This window comes from Pseudomonas sp. UBA2684, from assembly GCA_002354655.1.
GTDB lineage: Bacteria > Pseudomonadota > Gammaproteobacteria > Pseudomonadales > Pseudomonadaceae > Aquipseudomonas.
Genome location: DELY01000009.1, coordinates 122,058 through 139,493, shown reverse-complemented (window position 1 = coordinate 139,493; position 17,436 = coordinate 122,058). Strand labels below are relative to the sequence as shown.

Sequence of the window (17,436 nt, the reverse complement as noted above, 5' to 3'; positions counted from 1 at the left end):
GGTGGCCGCGAGCATGCCGTGCCAGCGCGGTATTAGGCAACTGCGAGGCTTGCATCCGCCAGGGGGAGGATTATTCTGAGCGGCGTTTTCTTTGACCGGAGTGTCGCATGTCCCGCCGTTTACCCCTGATCAGCGTATTGATCGCCGCGTCGCTCTGCCTGGCAGCCAGTTATGGCTTGCGTTTCAGCTTGATGGAAAGCCAGCAGTGGGTGGGACTGTGTGTCGAGGCGCCGCAACGCCTGGCCTGTGAAATCCGCGCCGGCCTGGGCTGGCTGATTCATCTGCGTGTGCTGGCCTGGGCGGCGTTGCTGAGCGCCGTGCTGGCCTTTGTGCTGCCGGGGCGTTGGGGCTGGCGTTTAGCCGTACCGGCATTGTTGCTCGGGTTGCCGGCCTTGGTGTTGTACAGCGCCAGCCTGGCGGCGTTTGCCGTGGTGCTGGCGCTGCTGCGGTTGGTGCGTGCGCCGCAGCCGGCTCAGGCGTTGTAAGCCGGCTTGACCCGCAGACTGCGCCACAAGGCGCCAACCAGCAGCGCGCTGGTGAGTGCCCAGCCCAGTGCTTGCAGATTGCTCAGGGTTTCCTGATACAGCTGCGGCAGAATACCGGCCCCGATCAACAGGGCGAGTACGGCAATTTCCCGGCGTGGGCCGGCGACCGGTCGACACAGGTACACCAGGGCCGGCAGCAACAAGGCCGCGCTGGGAAAGCTGCGATAACGCGCATCCATTACCAAGCCCAGCATCAGCACCGCACCGGCAAAGCCGGCGGCCACCAGCCACCAGCCGGCGTGAGCGTCGAGCCAGGTGAACAGGCGTGCACGCCACGCCGTTTTGGCCGCCAGCGCCAGGGCCGCATGGCTGAGCGCCAGCAGGTTCAAGCCAAGTAGCGCGGCAGCCCACAGCCATTCGCCGGCAAAGCGGCTGGTGACCCAGGCCAACTCGCTCCACAGCGCTATACAGGCGGCGCCGAGCGCTGCCAGTAGCGGTAGGAGCAAGGCTGTGCGCGTCGAGCTAGGGCGCCCGGCGAGCAGCAGGGTGGCCACGAAAATTAGCCCACTGACGGCCAGCCAGAATGACCACAGCGGCAGGTTGGAGACAGACCCGGCAAGGATCGACTTGTCCTGGCGGTCGGCGTCGTACAGACCCCAGTAACCACCGACGGCGCCTTCACTGACGCGTTTCCAGGGTTGATCGAAGGCCTCGATCAGGTTGTAGCGCCAACCATTCTGTTCGGCCATGGCCACGAACCCGCGAATGAACTTGGCCTGATTGACGCGGCTGGGCAGGGCGGTTTCGCGTTGCCGGCCTTCGCTGGGCCAGCCGGTTTCGCCGATCAGGATGTCCTTGGGGGCGAAGTTGTTGCCGAACACCTGACGCACCTGGGCGACTTCAGCCAGTGCGGTGTCGATCCCCGCTGGGTCATCCTCCCAATAGGGCAGCAGGTGGATGGTCAGAAAATCCACGGCCGGAGCGACTTCCGGGTGTTTCAGCCAGAACTCCCAAACGTCGGCATAGGTCACCGGTTGCGCGATGTGCGATTTGACCCGCTTGATCAGCGCCACCAGTTGCTGCGGGGTGACTTCCTTGCGCAGCAGCGCCTCGTTGCCGACGATCACCGCATCGATGACATCCGGGTAGGCGTTGGCAATTTTGATCAGGCCGTCGATTTCAACCGCCGTGTCTTGCGGATTGCGGCTCACCCAGGCACCGACGATCAGCTTCAGGCCGTGTTTGCGGGCCAACTCGGGCAACGCTTCCAGGCCGGTCACGGAATAGGTGCGCAGGCACTCGAAACGCTCGGCGAGCAACGCCACATCAGCCGCCATGCGCTCTGGGCGCAGGTTGATGGGCTGATCGAAGGGCGATTGATCCTTATCGAACGGGGTGTAGGAGGCGCACTGCAGTTTGTGCGTTGGCGTCGCCGCGTCGGCCAGTTGCACCGGTTGGCCGATGCCATACCAGAGGCCGGTGAGTGCCAGCAGCCCCAGCAGACAGCTGAAAAGATAAGCGGCAACGGGAAAGCGAGCGATAGCGGACATGATGGGATGCGCGTGGTGACGAAGCCGCGCATCTTAGCGGATTGGTCGGGGGTAAGGGATAGACGGCGTCGATTAATGCGCAGGTCGACACCCTCAGGCTTGGTGGTGCAGCCAGGCATGTGTCGGGCGCTCTGCCTTAGATGTTTTGCCGCTCTCGAAGCGCTGCCAGATTTTCTCGTGAAAGTAGAACCCGACGGAGTTGCACAGCGGCTCGATGGCCGCCACCAAGCCACTGGCGGCCACGCTACCGGTCAGTGCATAGGTCACCGCGAAGGCAATGCAAAAGTGCATGGCGGTGAAGGTCAGGGTCTTGAACATGCTGCACCTCAAATGAAAATCGCTACGTCTGAAGGCTGAGAGTAGGCGGTGATCTTTGATTGATAAAATATTGCTTATGGATCGATTCGATAGTTTTGTTGGATGATTGTGCCCGGCGCTGGCACGCGCTGCTGCGTTTGACAAAGCGATGACAGCAGCTAGTTTCAAAGGCGCGGCGCATGGATGTACCGCCTTCGCGTCGCTTACGCAGTTTCAATCACAAGGGAATGTCCACTATGCAGAAAAATTACCTCTCCGCCGTCCTGTTTGCCGTCCTGGCTAGCGCATCTCTCACGCTCTCCGCCGCTGAGGCGGGCAAAACCGCTCCGCTCAAAACCGAGTCTGTGCAAATGGCGGAAGTCGCCAAGGTCAATCTCAATAGCGCCGATGCAGCGACCCTGCAGCGTGAGCTGAGTGGGATTGGCGAAGTAAAGGCCAAGGCCATCGTGGCTTATCGCGATACCAACGGTGACTTCGCCTCGGTCGACGAATTGCTTGAGGTCAAAGGCATTGGCGAATCGATTCTGGAGAAAAATCGCGACAAGCTGAGCATTAACTGACGCAAAAGCGCGACGAAAAGGCCGGTCGATGACCGGCTTTTTTGCGTCTGCTGGGTATGGGGGAGGGAATGCCTGGCAGCCACAAAAAAGCCCCGGTATTAACCGAGGCTTTTGAATTTGGCTCCGCGACCTGGACTCGACAGCGTTAGCTGAACGCGCTTCAGCGCGGCCCCGAAGGGGTGAGCGTTAGCGAATAACCTGGGACGTAGTCCCTGGTGAGAGTCCGGCAGCCACAAAAAAGCCCCGGTATTAACCGAGGCTTTTGAATTTGGCTCCGCGACCTGGACTCGAACCAGGGACCCAATGATTAACAGTCATTTGCTCTACCGACTGAGCTATCGCGGAACGGCGACGCGTATCCTACTGATTAACAAGGGAAAGTCAAGCCTTGGCCGAGCTTCCCCGGGCGTCTCAGAGAACCTTGGCGATCGCTTGCGTAACCGCCGGTAAATTACCTTGGTTGAGCGCCGCGACGCAGATGCGCCCGGTGCCGACGGCATAGATACCGAACTCGCTTTTCAGCTGTTCCACTTGCTCGGTGGTCAGGCCGGAGTAGGAGAACATGCCGCGTTGCTGAGCAACGAAGCTGAAGTCGCGCTTGGCCCCCAGCGCAGCTAATTGCTCGACCATGGCCAGGCGCATGCCACGGATGCGCTCGCGCATTTCACCCAATTCGGCTTCCCACATGGCGCGCAGTTCAGGGCTGTTGAGCACCGCGGCAACCACGCTGGCGCCATGCGTCGGCGGGTTGGAGTAGTTGGTGCGGATGACGCGCTTGACCTGCGACAGCACGCGCCCGGTCTCGTCTTTCGAGCCGGTGACGATGGACAGTGCGCCGACCCGCTCGCCGTATAGGGAGAACGACTTGGAGAACGAGCTGGAGACGAAGAAGGTCAGCTCGGACTGGGCGAACAGGCGCACCGCGGCGGCGTCTTCTTCGATGCCGTCGCCAAAGCCCTGGTAGGCGATGTCGAGGAATGGCACGTGTTCACGTTCCCGCAGAATCTCGAGAATGGCTTTCCAGTCGTCCATGTTCAGGTCGACACCGGTCGGGTTATGGCAGCAGGCGTGCAGTACCACGATCGAGCGGACGGGCAGATTTTTCAGGTCTTCCAGCAGGCCGCCACGGTTCACGCCATTGCTGAAGGCGTCGTAGTAGCGGTAGTTGCGCACCGGGAAGCCGGCGGACTCGAACAGCGCGCGATGGTTTTCCCAGCTCGGATCGCTGATCGCGACGGTAGCGTCAGGCAGCAGGCGCTTGAGGAAGTCGGCACCGACCTTCAGTGCGCCAGTACCGCCGAGCGCCTGAGTGGTGATCACGCGGCCTTCACGAATCAACGCCGAGTCGGCGCCGAACAGCAGCGTTTGCACGGCCTGGTCGTAGGCGGCGATGCCTTCGATCGGCAGATAGCCGCGTGGCGCGTGCGCGGAGGCGAGCATATCCTCTGCTTTTGCCACTGCGCGCAACAGCGGAATTCGCCCCTCTTCGTTGGTGTACACGCCAACGCCGAGGTTGACCTTGGTGGTGCGGGTATCGGCGTTAAATGCTTCGTTGAGGCCCAGAATGGGGTCGCGCGGAGCCATTTCGACGGCAGAGAACAGACTCATGGATGCGGCAGCTCGGAAGAGGAGAGGTGGGTGTCAAGCAAACCCGCTACGACGGTAGCCGGCAGGCCGCTGAAAAACGCAGTGAAGGCAGTTTTTCGACAGTCTGCTAGGGGTTGCGTAAGTGGGCCGGTAGTATAACGACCCATATCGCGTGCCGCGACAGCGCGCGCACGCTTTTCACCGGTTTTGACGTAGGCTTTCGGGCCGCGTCACAACCGCTTGTCGAGGTTCGTCATGTCCGAGTTTCAACTGGTCACGCGTTTCCAGCCAGCCGGCGATCAGCCGGAGGCGATTCGGCAGATGGTCGAGGGGCTGGAGGCCGGGTTGTCGCACCAGACCTTGCTCGGCGTGACCGGCTCCGGCAAGACTTTTTCTATTGCCAATGTGATCGCCCAGGTGCAGCGCCCGACCTTGGTGCTGGCCCCCAACAAGACTCTGGCCGCGCAACTGTATGGCGAGTTCAAGAGCTTCTTCCCAAACAACGCGGTGGAGTATTTCGTCTCTTATTACGACTACTACCAGCCGGAAGCCTATGTGCCGTCCTCGGACACCTTTATCGAGAAGGACGCCTCGATCAACGACCATATCGAGCAGATGCGCCTGTCGGCGACCAAGGCGCTGCTGGAACGGCCGGACGCGATCATCGTCACCACCGTGTCGTGTATCTACGGCCTGGGCAGCCCCGAGTCGTACCTGAAGATGGTGCTGCACGTCGACCGTGGCGACAAAATGGACCAGCGCGCCTTGCTGCGCCGCCTGGCCGACCTGCAATACACGCGCAACGACATGGATTTCGCCCGCGCCACCTTCCGCGTGCGTGGCGATGTGATCGATATCTTCCCCGCCGAATCCGACCTGGAAGCCATCCGTATCGAGCTGTTCGACGACGAGGTGGAAAGCATTTCGGCCTTTGATCCGCTGACCGGTGAAGTGATCCGCAAATTGCCGCGTTTTACCTTCTACCCCAAGAGCCACTACGTTACCCCGCGTGAGGTGCTGCTGGAGGCCGTGGAGAAGATCAAGGTCGAACTGGTCGAGCGCCTGGACTACCTGCGCAGCAATAACAAGTTGGTGGAAGCCCAGCGCCTGGAGCAGCGCACCCGTTTCGACCTGGAGATGATCATCGAGCTGGGTTACTGCAACGGCATCGAAAACTACTCGCGCTACCTGTCCGGGCGCGACTCTGGCGAGCCACCACCGACGCTGTACGACTACCTGCCGGACCAGGCGCTGCTGGTGATCGACGAATCCCACGTCTCGGTGCCGCAGGTCGGCGCGATGTACAAGGGCGACCGCTCGCGCAAGGAAACCCTGGTGGAATACGGCTTTCGCCTGCCCTCGGCGCTGGATAACCGGCCGATGCGCTTCGAGGAATGGGAGGCGGCCAGTCCGCAGACCATCTTCGTCTCGGCCACGCCGGGCAACTACGAGGCCGAGCATGCCGGGCGGGTGATCGAGCAGCTGGTGCGGCCGACCGGCCTGGTCGATCCGCAGATCGAGGTGCGCCCGGCGCTGACCCAGGTCGACGACCTGTTGTCGGAAATCCACAAGCGCGTGGCCATCGAGGAACGCGTGCTGGTCACCACCCTGACCAAGCGCATGGCCGAGGATCTGACCGATTACCTGGCCGATCACGGCGTCAAGGTGCGCTACCTGCACTCGGATATCGATACCGTGGAGCGGGTCGAGATCATCCGCGACCTGCGCATCGGCGCGTTCGACGTGCTGGTGGGCATCAACCTGCTGCGCGAAGGCCTGGACATGCCGGAAGTGTCGCTGGTGGCGATTCTCGATGCGGACAAGGAAGGCTTTCTGCGCAGCGAGCGCTCGCTGATCCAGACCATCGGCCGTGCCGCGCGAAATCTAAACGGCCGGGCGATTCTGTATGCCGATCGCATGACCGGCTCGATGGAACGGGCCATCGGCGAGACCGAGCGGCGGCGTAACAAACAGATCGCCTTTAACGAAGCCAACGGCATCACGCCCAAGGGCGTGTTCAAGGACGTTCAGGACATCCTCGAAGGCGCGACCGTGCCGGGTTCGCGCAGCAAAAAGCGCAAGGGCATGGCCCAGGCCGCCGAAGAAAGCGCGCGTTACGAGAACGAATTGCGCTCACCGAGCGAGATCACCAAGCGTATTCGTCAGTTGGAAGAGAAGATGTACCAACTGGCCCGCGACCTGGAATTCGAAGCCGCCGCGCAGCTACGCGACGAGATCCACAAGTTGCGCGAACGTTTACTACAGGTGTGATTGGCTGAATGTGGGAGGGGCTTTAGCCGCGAAAGGCTGGTCGCGCTATCGCGGCTAAAGCCCCTCCCACAGATATTGGTCAATCGTAGGGCGGACATGGCATCGCCTTGTCCGCCACTGTTCCCAAGACCGCGCGCGTTAGTCTCTCGAATGTGTTTCGCGGGCATGGCCCGCTTCTGCGCGGTTTTGCTGTCAGCGGCGGCCAAAGATAATCAGCACCACCCCGCCCAGGGTGATGCCACAGGCCAGCATCGCCAGCAGGCTGAGGCGTTCGCCCAGCAGCAGGTAACCGAGCAGCAGGGCCACCACCGGGTTGACGAAGGCGAAGGTCGACACCAGGCTCGGTCGCACCTCGCGCAGCAGCCAGAAGTAGGCCGGGTACACGCCCAGGCTTACCGGCAGCACCAGATACGCCAGCCACAGCCAGCCCTGCTGGCTTATCGCACGCAGGTCGAGCGCCTGCCAGTCGCCGTGCCACCAGCCGAACAGTGCCAGCAGCAGCGCGCCGATCAGCATTTGCAGGCTCAGCCCCAGCCAGCTGGAGCGAAACGGCGGACGCTGGCGCATCAGCCAGGCTCCGCCGGCCCAGAGCAGCGTGGCAAACACCACCAGCAGGCCGGCGAACCATTGTTCCGCCGAGGCGCGGTGATCCAGGCCGTTGTTCATCAGCAGCACGATGCCCGCGCAGGCCAGCGCCAGGCCGGCCATCACCCACAGTGGCGGGCGCTCGCCGAGCAGCCATTCCAGCGCCACGCTCCACAGCGGCAAGGTGGTGTAGAGCATCGCCAGCATGCCGGTCGGCAAATACTGGTTGGCGTAGATCAGCGCGCCCTGACCGACCGCAATCAGCGCCAGACTGCCGATCAGCACGCCACCCCAGTCGCTGCGCTGGATCTGCAATTGCCGGCTGAGAATCACCCAGGCCAGGGCTAGCGCCCCGGCAATCGAGAAGCGCAGGCTGCCGATGATGAAGGGCGGCACCTCCAGCAGGAGGAAGTGGTTGGCCAGGTAGGTGGTGCCCCAGCCGATATAAATCGTGGCGAAAGCACCGATCAGCAGCAATGTGCGGGTGCGCGAAGCAGAAGCGAGCATGGGTGACCTGAAGCAGCAACGCGCCGTTTAACGGCGCGCAGGGTGGATTAGTGCGCGGCACCGCCAGTTGCGCCGACGGGTAGTTTGCGGGTCAGCAGCACGGCCAGCATGCTGATGCCGAGGGCGATGCCGATGCAGTGAAAGGCGTCATTGTAGGCCATGATCGCCGCCTGCTGATGGGCGATCTCGCTGAGCTTGGCCAGCGCCGCCTGCTCGCTGCCGAGCTTTTCCGCCAGCAGCGCGAGGCGTTCGGCGACCTGCGGGTTGCTCGGCACCAGGGATTCGCGCAGGTAATCGAAATACACTTTGGCGCGGCTGTCGAGCAGGGTGGCGAGCAGGGCGATGCCGATGGCTCCGCCGAGGTTGCGCAGGATGTTGAACAGGCTCGACGCCGAGCCGGCATCCTGCGGCAGGGTGTAGGCGGTGGCGATCAGCGAGATGGTCACCATCACCAGCGGCTGGCCGAGCGCGCGCAACAGCTGGATATGGTTGAACTGCTCGCCGGCGAAGTCCGGGTTGAGTACCCCGGAGAGGAAACTGGCTCCGCCGAACAGGCCAAAGCCCAGGGCGCACAGCCATTTCGGCGACACCACTTTCATCAACAGCGGCACCAGCGGAATCAGAAACAGCTGCGGCACGCCCATCCACATGATCACCTCGCCGATCTGCAGGGCGTTGTAGCCCTGGATCTGCGCCAGGTACAGCGGCAGCACGTAGATCGAGCCATACAGGCCCATGCCCAGGCCGATGCTGGAAATACTCGACAGGCCGAAGTTGCGCTCACGCAGCACATTGAGGTTGATCAGCGGGTTGGGTCGCGACAATTGCAGGATGACGAACAGCACCAGGCTGATTGCCGCCACGCTGCCCAGCCCGGTAATCAGGCTGGATTCCAGCCAGTCCTTGCGGTGGCCTTCCTCGAGAAACACCTGCAAGCAGCCCAGGCCCATGCCGAGGGTGACGATGCCGGCGTAATCGGTGCTTTTCAGCAATTCCCAGTGGGCGGATTTCTTCTCCAGGCCGTACATCAGCCCGGCGATCATTAGCAGGCCAGGCGGCACGTTGATATAGAAAATGTATTCCCAGCCGAAGTTTTCGGTCAGCCAGCCGCCCAGGGTCGGGCCGATCGACGGGGCGAACGTAGCGGTCAGGGCGAACAGCGCCATGCCCTTGGCGCGGTGGTGTTCCGGCAGCTTGATCAGGGTCAGGGTGAAGGCCAGCGGGATCAGCGCGCCGCCGGTAAAGCCCTGCATGGCGCGGAACACGATCATGCTCTCTAGGCTCCAGGCCATGGAGCAGAGCAGCGATGACGCGAGGAAGCCCAGCGACACCCACACCGCTAGGCGGCGTGCCGAGAGCAGCTGCACCAGCCAGGCGGTGAGCGGGATCATGATGATTTCCGCCACCAGGTAGGAGGTGGAAATCCACGAGCCTTCCTCCAGGGTGGCCGACAGCGCGCCCTGGATGTCTTTGAGCGACGAGTTGGTGATCTGGATGTCCAGTACGGCCATAAAGGCCCCGAGCATCACGCTCATCACCGCGATCCAGTCGCGCCGGCTCGGCTCGCCGGTGGGGCGAATCAGCGCATCAGCCGCCATGTTGTGCTGCGCTGGCGATGTCGACCTTGACCTCAACCGACATGCCCGGACGGATCAGGCCCTTCAGCGGGTTGTCCGCGGCGAAGGTCAGTTTGACCGGAATGCGCTGTACCACCTTGGTGAAGTTGCCGGTGGCGTTGTCCGGCGGCAGCAGGCTGAACTGTGCGCCGGAGGCGGCGAACAGGCTTTCGACCTGCGCTTCGATCGGCGTGTCGGGGAAGCTGTCGAAGGTCAGCTCGGCGCTTTGCCCGGGGCGCATATGGCCGATCTGGGTTTCCTTGAAGTTGGCCTGAATCCAGATGTTCTGGTCCGGTACCAGCGACAGCAGGTAGGCACCTGTCTGCACGTACTGGCCGTGGCGTGCGGCGCGTTGGCCGATAAAGCCGCTGATCGGCGCGCGAATTTCGGTGCGGGCGATATTCAGCTCGGCCTGGGCCAGGTCGGTGCGGGCGCTGCTGATCTGCGCCTCGAGGCGCTTGATCTCGGCTTGCAGGGTGCTGATCTGCTGGCGCTGGGCTTGCAGGTCGGCCAGCGCTTTGCTCACGTGCGAGCGGGCGATGCGGCTGTCGGCGGCCAGGGTGGTGACGCGTTCTTCGGAGACGAAACCGGGCTTGCGCAGGGTCTGTGCGCGGGACAGGTCGATCTGCGTGCGGCCCAGGGTGGCTTCGCTGGCCGAGACATCGGCGCGGCTGGCAGCAATCAGGCTGTCCTGTTGGTCCAGAGTGCTGCGCGCCTGGCTCAACTCGGCCTCGCGGGTGGCCAGGGTGGCCTGGGCGCGTTGCTTGGCCAGTTCGAAGTCGGCGCTCTCCAGCACCAGCAGCAACTCGCCTTGCTCGACGTGTTGGTTGTCCTGCACCAATACCTGGTCGATCCGTGCACCCAGTTGGCTCGACACACGGGTGATCTCGCCCTGCACATAGGCGTTGTCGGTGCTTTCCAGATAACGGCCGATCAGTAGCCAGTGACCGAAGACGGCCGCGATGATCAGGCCGAGGATGGCCAGGAAGACAAACAGGCGACGTTGCAATTGGGCGGGCATGGCAGGCGCTCGAAGCTCTGGCAAAAGTGTAAGCAAATTTAACAGTGTTCCTTTCTAGTCTGTAGCCGCTAGAATTCAGAAACTTTGTTGCTTATGGGGAACAATCATGGGGCTGGATGACGCGCTGATTTTTACCCGTGTGGTCGAGTGCCACAGCTTTACCTTGGCGGCCCAGGGCCTGGGTATGCAGAAGTCGACGGTCAGCCGGCGCATTGCCTTGCTCGAAGAGCGCCTCGGCGTGCGCCTGCTCAACCGCACCACGCGCAAGTTGCGTCTGACCGAGGTTGGCCAGGCCTATTACGAGCGCTGCCGGCAGATCATGCTCGACTTCGCCGAGGCCGAGCAGGCGGTGATGCAGTTGCAGCAGGAGCCCTCCGGCCTGCTGCGTATCACGGCGCCGATTGAGTTTGGTCAGTTGTTCCTCGGCCGGGTGCTGGGTGATTTCATGCGCCAGTACCCGCAGATCAACGCCGAAGTCGAGTTGACCTCGCGTAATGTCGACCCGGTCGAGGAGGGCGTCGACATCGTCATCCTGGTTGGCCAGCCGCAGGATTCCACGCTGATCGCGCGCAAGCTGTTCGAGAGCGGTCGCTGGTTGTGCGCCAGTCCCGATTACCTTGCCTTGCATGGCACGCCGCAGTCGGTCGCCGAGCTGGCGACGCACCGGGCGATCCTGTTGCCCCACGATTCGCCACGTTACTGGCCGCTGCTCGGCGAGAATATCGGCTGCCAGCGCGTGCTGTCGTGCAATAACATCACCTTTGCCCGCGAGGCGGCGTTGGCCGGCGCCGGGATTGCCGGTCTGCCGATCATGATCAGCGAGCGCGCGGTACGCGATGGGCGCCTGGTCGAGCTGCTGCCCGAGGCGCGTTTACCGGTTGGCGAACTGTATGCGGTCTATCCTTCACGGCGTTTCCAGGCCATGAAGGTAAAAACCTTCCTCGACTTCCTCATGCACAGTCTGCCGTTTCAGGATGGCCGGCTGCTGGAGCCGGCAGCGGTGGGGCTGTTAACATCGCCACCTTAGTGTGACCGTCGCGCAGCGACGCCTTCCTTGTCTGCTTCTCCTCCGAGAGAAGGTGGCGCGCCGCGCCGGATGAGCGAAGGGGCATGCCGCGACGAGTGCGCGGCATGCCTGTTAATTGGTTTTCGCTTCATTTCGTCGAGACTTTCCATGACCACCGTCCGTACCCGTATCGCGCCATCGCCGACTGGCGATCCGCACGTAGGCACCGCCTATATCGCCCTGTTCAACCTGTGTTTTGCCCGTCAGCACGGTGGCGAGTTCATCCTGCGTATCGAGGACACCGACCAGGTCCGCTCGACCCGCGAGTCGGAACAGCAGATCTACGACGCCCTGCGCTGGTTGGGTATCGAGTGGAGCGAAGGCCCGGATGTCGGTGGCCCGCACGGCCCGTATCGGCAGAGCGAGCGCGGTCATATCTACCAGAAGTACAGCGCCGAGCTGGTGGACAAAGGCCATGCCTTCCACTGCTTCTGCAGCGCCGAACGCCTGGACAAGCTGCGTGCCGAGCAGATGGAAGCCAAGCAGACGCCGCGTTACGACGGTCACTGCATGCACCTGCCAACTGCCGAGGTGCAGCAGCGTCTGGCTGCTGGCGAGCCGAATGTGGTGCGCATGAAGGTGCCGACTGAAGGCGTCTGCGTGGTGCCGGATATGCTGCGTGGCGAAGTGGAAATCCCATGGGATCGTATGGACATGCAGGTGCTGATGAAGACCGATGGCCTGCCGACCTACTTCCTGGCCAACGTCGTCGACGACCACCTGATGGGCATCACCCATGTACTGCGCGGTGAAGAGTGGCTGCCGTCGGCACCCAAACTGATCCTGCTCTACGAATACTTCGGCTGGGACAAGCCGCAGCTGTGCTATATGCCGCTGCTGCGTAACCCGGACAAATCCAAGCTGTCCAAGCGCAAGAACCCGACCTCGATCACCTTCTACGAGCGCATGGGTTTCCTGCCGCAGGCGATGCTCAACTACCTCGGCCGCATGGGCTGGTCGATGCCGGACGAGCGCGAGAAGTTCAGCCTCGACGAGATGGTTGAGCACTTCGACATCAACCGGGTTTCCCTCGGCGGTCCGATCTTCGACCTGGAGAAGCTGTCCTGGCTCAACGGCCAGTGGATGCGTGAGCTGAGCGTCGAGGAATTCGCCGCTGGCGCGCAGAAGTGGGCGTTTAACAGCGACTACCTGATGCAGATCGCCCCGCACGTGCAGGGTCGGGTCGAGACCTTCAGCCAGATCGCGCCATTGGCCAGCTTCTTCTTCGCCGGCGGAGTGGCCCCGAATGCCGCGCTGTTCGAGCACAAGAAGCTCTCGGCCGAGCAGGTGCGCCAGCTTATGCAGCTGATCCTGTGGAAGCTCGAAGCCTTGTGTCAGTGGGAAAAAGACCAGATCACTGGCTGCATCCAGGCTGTGGTCGAACACCTGGAGCTGAAGCTGCGCGATGCCATGCCGCTGATGTTCGCCGCCATCACCGGGCATGCCAGCTCGGTATCGGTACTGGATGCCATGGAAATTCTTGGCCCGGACCTCACTCGCTTCCGTCTGCGTCAGGCCATCGAGCTGCTCGGTGGTGTGTCGAAGAAGGAAAACAAGGAGTGGGAGAAGCTGCTGGCGGCCATTGCTTAAGTAGCGGATTGTCCCGTCCGGCTGTCGTTTTGGCGCGCTTGGATGGGGTAAGTGGTTGTTCTGTCAGCATAAAGAATGCAGGTCTCGGTAAAAATCTTGTTGACAGGTGTGGGGCGCGCTTTTAACATGCGCCCCGTCCTTGAGATGGGGCTATAGCTCAGCTGGGAGAGCGCTTGCATGGCATGCAAGAGGTCGACGGTTCGATCCCGTCTAGCTCCACCATCTTCAAAGCCGTAAGGCTTGCCACAATCAGCTCTTGTAGCTGATTGCGTTGTAGAAGGGTTACGTCCCCTTCGTCTAGTGGCCTAGGACACCGCCCTTTCACGGCGGTAACAGGGGTTCGAGTCCCCTAGGGGACGCCAGTTTCAAAAAGCAGTGCCGGTTTGGGCTGTGAGCCGAGAGGCGATAAATCTGGGGGTATAGCTCAGCTGGGAGAGCGCTTGCATGGCATGCAAGAGGTCAACGGTTCGATCCCGTTTATCTCCACCAACTTTGCAGTAGTAACTGCCACGGGCCAGCGTAAAGCTGGCCTTGTTTTTCGAAGGTTTCGTCCCCTTCGTCTAGTGGCCTAGGACACCGCCCTTTCACGGCGGTAACAGGGGTTCGAGTCCCCTAGGGGACGCCATTTTTGCCCGTTCTGCGGGATTTTGAAGGGTCATTCTTAATTGAATGGCCCTTTTGTTTTTTCAACCTGAAAATTTCCTTTTGCCCGAATGCAGCCGACCAATGGTCGTGGCCGGCGCTTGCGTAAATTTATTACGAGCATAATATTACGGTTGTAATATTTGGAGCCGAGCATGAACGCCAAGAAAACCCAGACCCGCGAACGCATTCTCTCCGCCGCCAGCTCGGCCTTGGTCAAGCGCGGTCCCGCCGAGCCGAGCGTCGGTGAGGTGATGGGCGCTGCCGGGCTGACAGTGGGCGGTTTCTATGCGCACTTCGAGAGCAAGGATGCGCTGATGCTGGAGGCATTCAAGCAGTTGCTCGGCCAGCGCCGCGAGTTGATCCAGCAGATGGATAACGCGTTGCCGGCCGACGAGCGCCGCGCATTGCTGGCGGCGTTTTACCTGTCGCGTAAGCACCGCGATGCGACTGAGCAGGCCTGCCCATTGCCCAGTTCGCTGAGCGAGTTGGCGCGGTTGCCCGAGGGGTTTCGCACGGCTTTGGCCGAACACTTGGAATTGATGATGGCGCAGCTGGCGGCGAGCCCCGAAGAGACCACCAGCGTGCTCGCCGATATTGCCTTGATGGTAGGAGGGCTGGCGCTGGCGCGGGCGCTGGGTCCTGGTGAGTTGTCCGACCGCGTCTTGCGTGCCGCCAAGTCGGCAATCGTGTGAGGAGAGTGACGATGAACAGCATGAATTGGGTGCGTGGCTTCAATGCAACTGTGGGCTGGGTAGCGCCTCAACATGTGGCGAGCAAGCTGCGCCGCGAGTTCATGACCCCGCGTGAGCTGCCGCCGCGTGATTGGGAGCTGCCGTTGTTGGCGCAGGCCGAGCGCGTCACCTTGCGCTTTGGGCTCTCGGCGCTGCGCTGGGGCAGTGGCCCGGCGGTGCTGCTGATGCATGGCTGGGAAGGGCGGCCGACGCAGTTCGCCGAATTGATCAAGGCCTTGGTGCAGGCGGGGTATGGCGTAGTGGCGTTGGATGCGCCGGCGCATGGCCGCTCGCCGGGGCGAGAGGCGAATGTGGTGCTGTTCGCCCGCGCGCTGCTTGAGGCGGCCAGCGAATTGCCGCCGCTCAAAGCGGTGATCGGTCACTCAATGGGCGGCGCCAGTGCGTTGCTGGCGACGCAGCTGGGTTTGCGCACCGAGGCGCTGATAAGCATCGCCGCGCCGAGCCGGATTCTCACCATGCTGCGGCGATTCGCCCGTTATATGGGGCTGCCGGCCCAAGCGCGGGCGCATTTTGTGCGGTTGGTCGAAGAGAAAGCCGGTATGCCCGCGGGGCAACTCGACGTGACGCGTTATCAGCTGGATTTTCCCGGTTTGATCGTACACGCGGTGGATGATCCGCTGGTGCCGTTCAGCGAAGCCGAGGCCATTCACGAGGCGTGGTTCGATAGCCAATTGCTGCGTTTGGAGCAGGGCGGTCATCAGCGGGTTCTGGCCGATCCGCGTTTGCTGCAAGCGGTGCTGCAGTTGCTTGGGGAGGTGCGTCATACCCCATCGAGTGCGCTGGCCTCGTAGCTTTCCACGCGATTACGGCCGGCACCCTTGGCCCGGTAAAGGGCCTGGTCGGCCTGGCGCAGCAGCTGTGCGCTGTCCAGGCCGGCGCCGGGAATGCCACTGCTGATGCCGATGCTCAGGCTCAGCTGGATGCTCTGTCCTTCGTAGCCGCAGGGGGTTTGTGCCAGGTCGGCGCACAGCTGTTGCGCTAGGTCGCGGGCGCCTGCCAGATCGGTATCGCTCAGCACGGCGACAAATTCTTCACCGCCGAAGCGTGCCAGCAGATCGCCGCTGCGCAGGCGTTGCTGCATGCGCTGGGCCGCGTGATACAGGCAAACATCGCCGGCCAGATGGCCATACTGGTCGTTGACCTGTTTGAAGTAGTCCAGGTCCATCATCAGGATGGCCAGCGGATGCCGACTGCGCTCTGCGCGTGCCGTGGCGCGATCAAGTTCTTCGCTCAGGGTCTGGCGGTTGAACAGCCCGGTAAGGCTGTCGCGGCGGTTCAGCTCCGAGAGTTGCCGATTGGCGCTGGAAAGTTCCTTGAGGGCTTGCTCCAGGGCGGCGGTGCGTTGTTTGACGCGGATCTCCAGGCCTTCGTTGACCTGCTTTTGCAAGTCCAGGCTCTTGGCCTGCTCCAGGCGCAACTGGTGTTCCTGGACAAACAGACGCGCCTGGGCTTGTTGCTGGGCGGCCTGGGCCTGGCGGATGCGTGCGGCCAGGGCGATGGAGAAGACCACCAGCTCGATCAGGCCACCAATCTGCTGGGCGTGCAGTGTCATCAGCGAATAGGCAATAAGGCCGGTGCCACTGAGGATGCTGAACAGGCTGGCGCCGATCAGCACGAACCAGCCGATGGCAAATAGCCGCGCGGGTTGATAGCCCGCCCGCCAACGCAGCAGGGTGAACAGGCAGGCGAAGGCCGCACAGGCGATGACCAGGGCAAAGCTGCCGAGCAGTGCCACTTTATAAGGGCCGAGCAATGCCAGGCCAATCACCAGCAGGGTGCAGCCGAGGAGCAGGCGGACGATCCAGGTGTAGAAGGCGGGCCCGTTCCTGAGGTCAAGCACGCCGTAGGTGAACAGAATGCCGAACAAGGTGGCCACGGCCGAGCTGAGGGGGAAACTCAGCTGGTGCCAGCCTAGCGATTGCGGCCACAGCCACTGCAGGGCAAAGCCCAGCTGAATGAACTGATAGAGGCTGAAACTGGCGACGAACAAGCTGTACCAGAGGTAGTTGCGGTCGCGGGTGATGAGGAAGATCGACAGGTTGTAAACGATCATCACCGCCAATGCGCCGAAGAACAGGCCTTGCAGCAGGAGCATGCGCTGTTCGGTGTGGGCGAAGGCCTCGGCCGTCATCAGGCTGGCACTGAGGTTGGCCGAGCCGTTGGTCTGCATGCGCAGGATCAGTTCACGGTTTTCCCCGGCGGCGAGTTGCACGGGTAGCAGCAACTGGCGGTGCTCGATCCAGCGCGCGTCGAAGGGGTGCTGGTCGCCGGCGCGGTAAACGCGGTCACCGTCCAGGCCGTAAGCCTCCAGGTGATCGAGCAGCGGATTGCCGATCAGCATGACCCAGTTCATGGTGCGCGGTTGCGGGTTGTGCAGCGTCAGGCGCAACCAATAGGCGCTGCCGCTGTAGCCGAAGCTCGCGTCGCGGCGCCCGACCGACTGCCAGGCCGTCGCTGGCAGGGCGCGCACCGTGTCGATGTCAGCCCGGCCGGCGGGGTCCTGCCAGACCTGCATAAAGGGGCCGGGCAGCAGCGTATCGTCGGTCGCCGGCAACGACAAAACCTGCGCTTGGCTCAGTGCAGGCAGCAATACCAATAACAGCGCGCGGAATACGGCAATCAAGCGCTAGGCTCTCGGGAGTGTTCAGGTGATGACGTTGCAGGGGGGGCATTATTACGCGCCCTCATGACATACCGATAGCGTAGTGGTTCGTGACTATAAGCAAATGTGTTCGCGTGGCGATTTCGACAGTCCTGGCTCATGGAGTGACAGGCTATTAGCGCCTAGAATGGCCCTTCGAGCGGTGCGCCGAGTAACGTTGCGCCTGCGGGATCGCCTACGCCGGTTGGCGGCGTACTTCGCCCATTGACCGGCCGCCTGGA

The 17,436-nt window shown here is 62.4% G+C and carries 14 protein-coding genes and 5 tRNA genes; 11 read left to right on the top strand and 8 right to left on the bottom strand.

Features of this window, described 5'->3' with window-relative positions:
• Positions 1 to 107 precede the first annotated feature (107 nt).
• Positions 108 to 485: a hypothetical protein gene (locus tag B3M58_RS04840; RefSeq protein WP_296217432.1), complete on the top strand. Its 378-nt coding sequence runs from the start codon at positions 108 to 110 to the stop codon at positions 483 to 485.
• Here B3M58_RS04840 and B3M58_RS04835 read toward each other — a convergent pair.
• Together B3M58_RS04835 and B3M58_RS04830 are read right to left on the bottom strand one after the other, a co-directional pair.
• Entirely contained in the window at positions 473 to 2,035 is a 1,563-nt protein-coding gene (locus tag B3M58_RS04835; protein ID WP_296217431.1) for a beta (1-6) glucans synthase, read from the bottom strand. The genes B3M58_RS04840 and B3M58_RS04835 overlap by 13 nt on opposite strands.
• 93 nt (positions 2,036 to 2,128) lie before the next feature.
• Positions 2,129 to 2,353: a DUF2061 domain-containing protein gene (locus B3M58_RS04830; RefSeq protein WP_296217430.1), complete on the bottom strand. Its 225-nt coding sequence runs from the start codon at positions 2,351 to 2,353 to the stop codon at positions 2,129 to 2,131.
• A 236-nt stretch (positions 2,354 to 2,589) separates the two neighbouring features.
• Between B3M58_RS04830 and B3M58_RS04825 the strand changes: the two genes are divergently transcribed.
• Positions 2,590 to 2,913, top strand: coding sequence for a ComEA family DNA-binding protein (locus B3M58_RS04825; protein WP_296217429.1), 324 nt, complete (start codon positions 2,590 to 2,592; stop codon positions 2,911 to 2,913).
• A 269-nt stretch (positions 2,914 to 3,182) separates the two neighbouring features.
• Here B3M58_RS04825 and B3M58_RS04820 read toward each other — a convergent pair.
• A tRNA-Asn gene (locus B3M58_RS04820) sits at positions 3,183 to 3,258 on the bottom strand.
• A 66-nt stretch (positions 3,259 to 3,324) separates the two neighbouring features.
• Positions 3,325 to 4,521 carry an amino acid aminotransferase gene (locus B3M58_RS04815; RefSeq protein ID WP_296217428.1) on the bottom strand — a complete coding sequence of 399 codons (1,197 nt, stop codon included), beginning with the start codon at positions 4,519 to 4,521 and terminating at the stop codon, positions 3,325 to 3,327.
• 234 nt (positions 4,522 to 4,755) lie between these two features.
• Here B3M58_RS04815 and uvrB point away from each other — a divergent pair, with 234 nt between their 5' ends.
• Positions 4,756 to 6,771, top strand: a complete 2,016-nt coding sequence (gene uvrB, locus B3M58_RS04810; RefSeq protein WP_296217427.1) for an excinuclease ABC subunit UvrB — start codon at positions 4,756 to 4,758, stop codon at positions 6,769 to 6,771.
• Positions 6,772 to 6,963: 192 nt separating this feature from the next.
• Here the strand turns inward: uvrB and B3M58_RS04805 are convergent, their stop codons facing one another.
• The 3 genes from B3M58_RS04805 to B3M58_RS04795 are packed head-to-tail and all read right to left on the bottom strand — an operon-like array spanning position 6,964 to position 10,500.
• Positions 6,964 to 7,863: an EamA family transporter gene (locus B3M58_RS04805; RefSeq protein ID WP_296217426.1), complete on the bottom strand. Its 900-nt coding sequence runs from the start codon at positions 7,861 to 7,863 to the stop codon at positions 6,964 to 6,966.
• Positions 7,864 to 7,910: 47 nt separating this feature from the next.
• Positions 7,911 to 9,401, bottom strand: coding sequence for an MDR family MFS transporter (locus B3M58_RS04800; RefSeq protein ID WP_296217459.1), 1,491 nt, complete (start codon positions 9,399 to 9,401; stop codon positions 7,911 to 7,913).
• Between the two features lie 49 nt (positions 9,402 to 9,450).
• Entirely contained in the window at positions 9,451 to 10,500 is a 1,050-nt protein-coding gene (locus tag B3M58_RS04795; protein ID WP_296217425.1) for an HlyD family secretion protein, read from the bottom strand.
• A 106-nt stretch (positions 10,501 to 10,606) separates the two neighbouring features.
• Here B3M58_RS04795 and B3M58_RS04790 point away from each other — a divergent pair, with 106 nt between their 5' ends.
• From B3M58_RS04790 to B3M58_RS04755, 8 genes are all read left to right on the top strand, one after another.
• Complete coding sequence (locus B3M58_RS04790) at positions 10,607 to 11,527, top strand: LysR family transcriptional regulator (protein ID WP_296217424.1); 921 nt, start codon at positions 10,607 to 10,609, stop codon at positions 11,525 to 11,527.
• 147 nt (positions 11,528 to 11,674) lie between these two features.
• The gene (gltX, locus tag B3M58_RS04785) at positions 11,675 to 13,156 is read left to right on the top strand and encodes a glutamate--tRNA ligase (protein ID WP_296217423.1); all 1,482 of its coding nucleotides are present in this window, start codon (positions 11,675 to 11,677) and stop codon (positions 13,154 to 13,156) included.
• A gap of 146 nt (positions 13,157 to 13,302) precedes the next feature.
• Positions 13,303 to 13,378: transfer RNA gene (locus B3M58_RS04780), tRNA-Ala, on the top strand.
• A 64-nt stretch (positions 13,379 to 13,442) separates the two neighbouring features.
• A tRNA-Glu gene (locus B3M58_RS04775) sits at positions 13,443 to 13,518 on the top strand.
• Positions 13,519 to 13,569: 51 nt separating this feature from the next.
• Positions 13,570 to 13,645, top strand: a tRNA-Ala gene (locus B3M58_RS04770).
• A gap of 60 nt (positions 13,646 to 13,705) precedes the next feature.
• A tRNA-Glu gene (locus tag B3M58_RS04765) sits at positions 13,706 to 13,781 on the top strand.
• A gap of 172 nt (positions 13,782 to 13,953) precedes the next feature.
• Positions 13,954 to 14,493, top strand: coding sequence for a TetR/AcrR family transcriptional regulator (locus B3M58_RS04760; RefSeq protein ID WP_296217422.1), 540 nt, complete (start codon positions 13,954 to 13,956; stop codon positions 14,491 to 14,493).
• Between the two features lie 11 nt (positions 14,494 to 14,504).
• Entirely contained in the window at positions 14,505 to 15,344 is an 840-nt protein-coding gene (locus B3M58_RS04755) for an alpha/beta fold hydrolase (protein ID WP_296217421.1), read from the top strand.
• Here B3M58_RS04755 and B3M58_RS04750 read toward each other — a convergent pair.
• Complete coding sequence (locus B3M58_RS04750; protein WP_296217420.1) at positions 15,314 to 17,176, bottom strand: sensor domain-containing diguanylate cyclase; 1,863 nt, start codon at positions 17,174 to 17,176, stop codon at positions 15,314 to 15,316. The genes B3M58_RS04755 and B3M58_RS04750 overlap by 31 nt on opposite strands.
• Positions 17,177 to 17,436 lie beyond the last annotated feature (260 nt).

Coding starts and splice junctions, on each gene's coding strand:
- B3M58_RS04825 (WP_296217429.1), top strand. CDS start 2,590: ATGCAGAAAAATTACCTCTCCGCCGTCCTGTTTGCCGTCCTGGCTAGC.
- B3M58_RS04840 (WP_296217432.1), top strand. CDS start 108: ATGTCCCGCCGTTTACCCCTGATCAGCGTATTGATCGCCGCGTCGCTC.
- B3M58_RS04805 (WP_296217426.1), bottom strand. CDS start 7,863: ATGCTCGCTTCTGCTTCGCGCACCCGCACATTGCTGCTGATCGGTGCT.
- B3M58_RS04835 (WP_296217431.1), bottom strand. CDS start 2,035: ATGTCCGCTATCGCTCGCTTTCCCGTTGCCGCTTATCTTTTCAGCTGT.
- B3M58_RS04755 (WP_296217421.1), top strand. CDS start 14,505: ATGAACAGCATGAATTGGGTGCGTGGCTTCAATGCAACTGTGGGCTGG.
- B3M58_RS04830 (WP_296217430.1), bottom strand. CDS start 2,353: ATGTTCAAGACCCTGACCTTCACCGCCATGCACTTTTGCATTGCCTTC.
- B3M58_RS04760 (WP_296217422.1), top strand. CDS start 13,954: ATGAACGCCAAGAAAACCCAGACCCGCGAACGCATTCTCTCCGCCGCC.
- gltX (WP_296217423.1), top strand. CDS start 11,675: ATGACCACCGTCCGTACCCGTATCGCGCCATCGCCGACTGGCGATCCG.
- uvrB (WP_296217427.1), top strand. CDS start 4,756: ATGTCCGAGTTTCAACTGGTCACGCGTTTCCAGCCAGCCGGCGATCAG.
- B3M58_RS04815 (WP_296217428.1), bottom strand. CDS start 4,521: ATGAGTCTGTTCTCTGCCGTCGAAATGGCTCCGCGCGACCCCATTCTG.
- B3M58_RS04790 (WP_296217424.1), top strand. CDS start 10,607: ATGGGGCTGGATGACGCGCTGATTTTTACCCGTGTGGTCGAGTGCCAC.
- B3M58_RS04795 (WP_296217425.1), bottom strand. CDS start 10,500: ATGCCCGCCCAATTGCAACGTCGCCTGTTTGTCTTCCTGGCCATCCTC.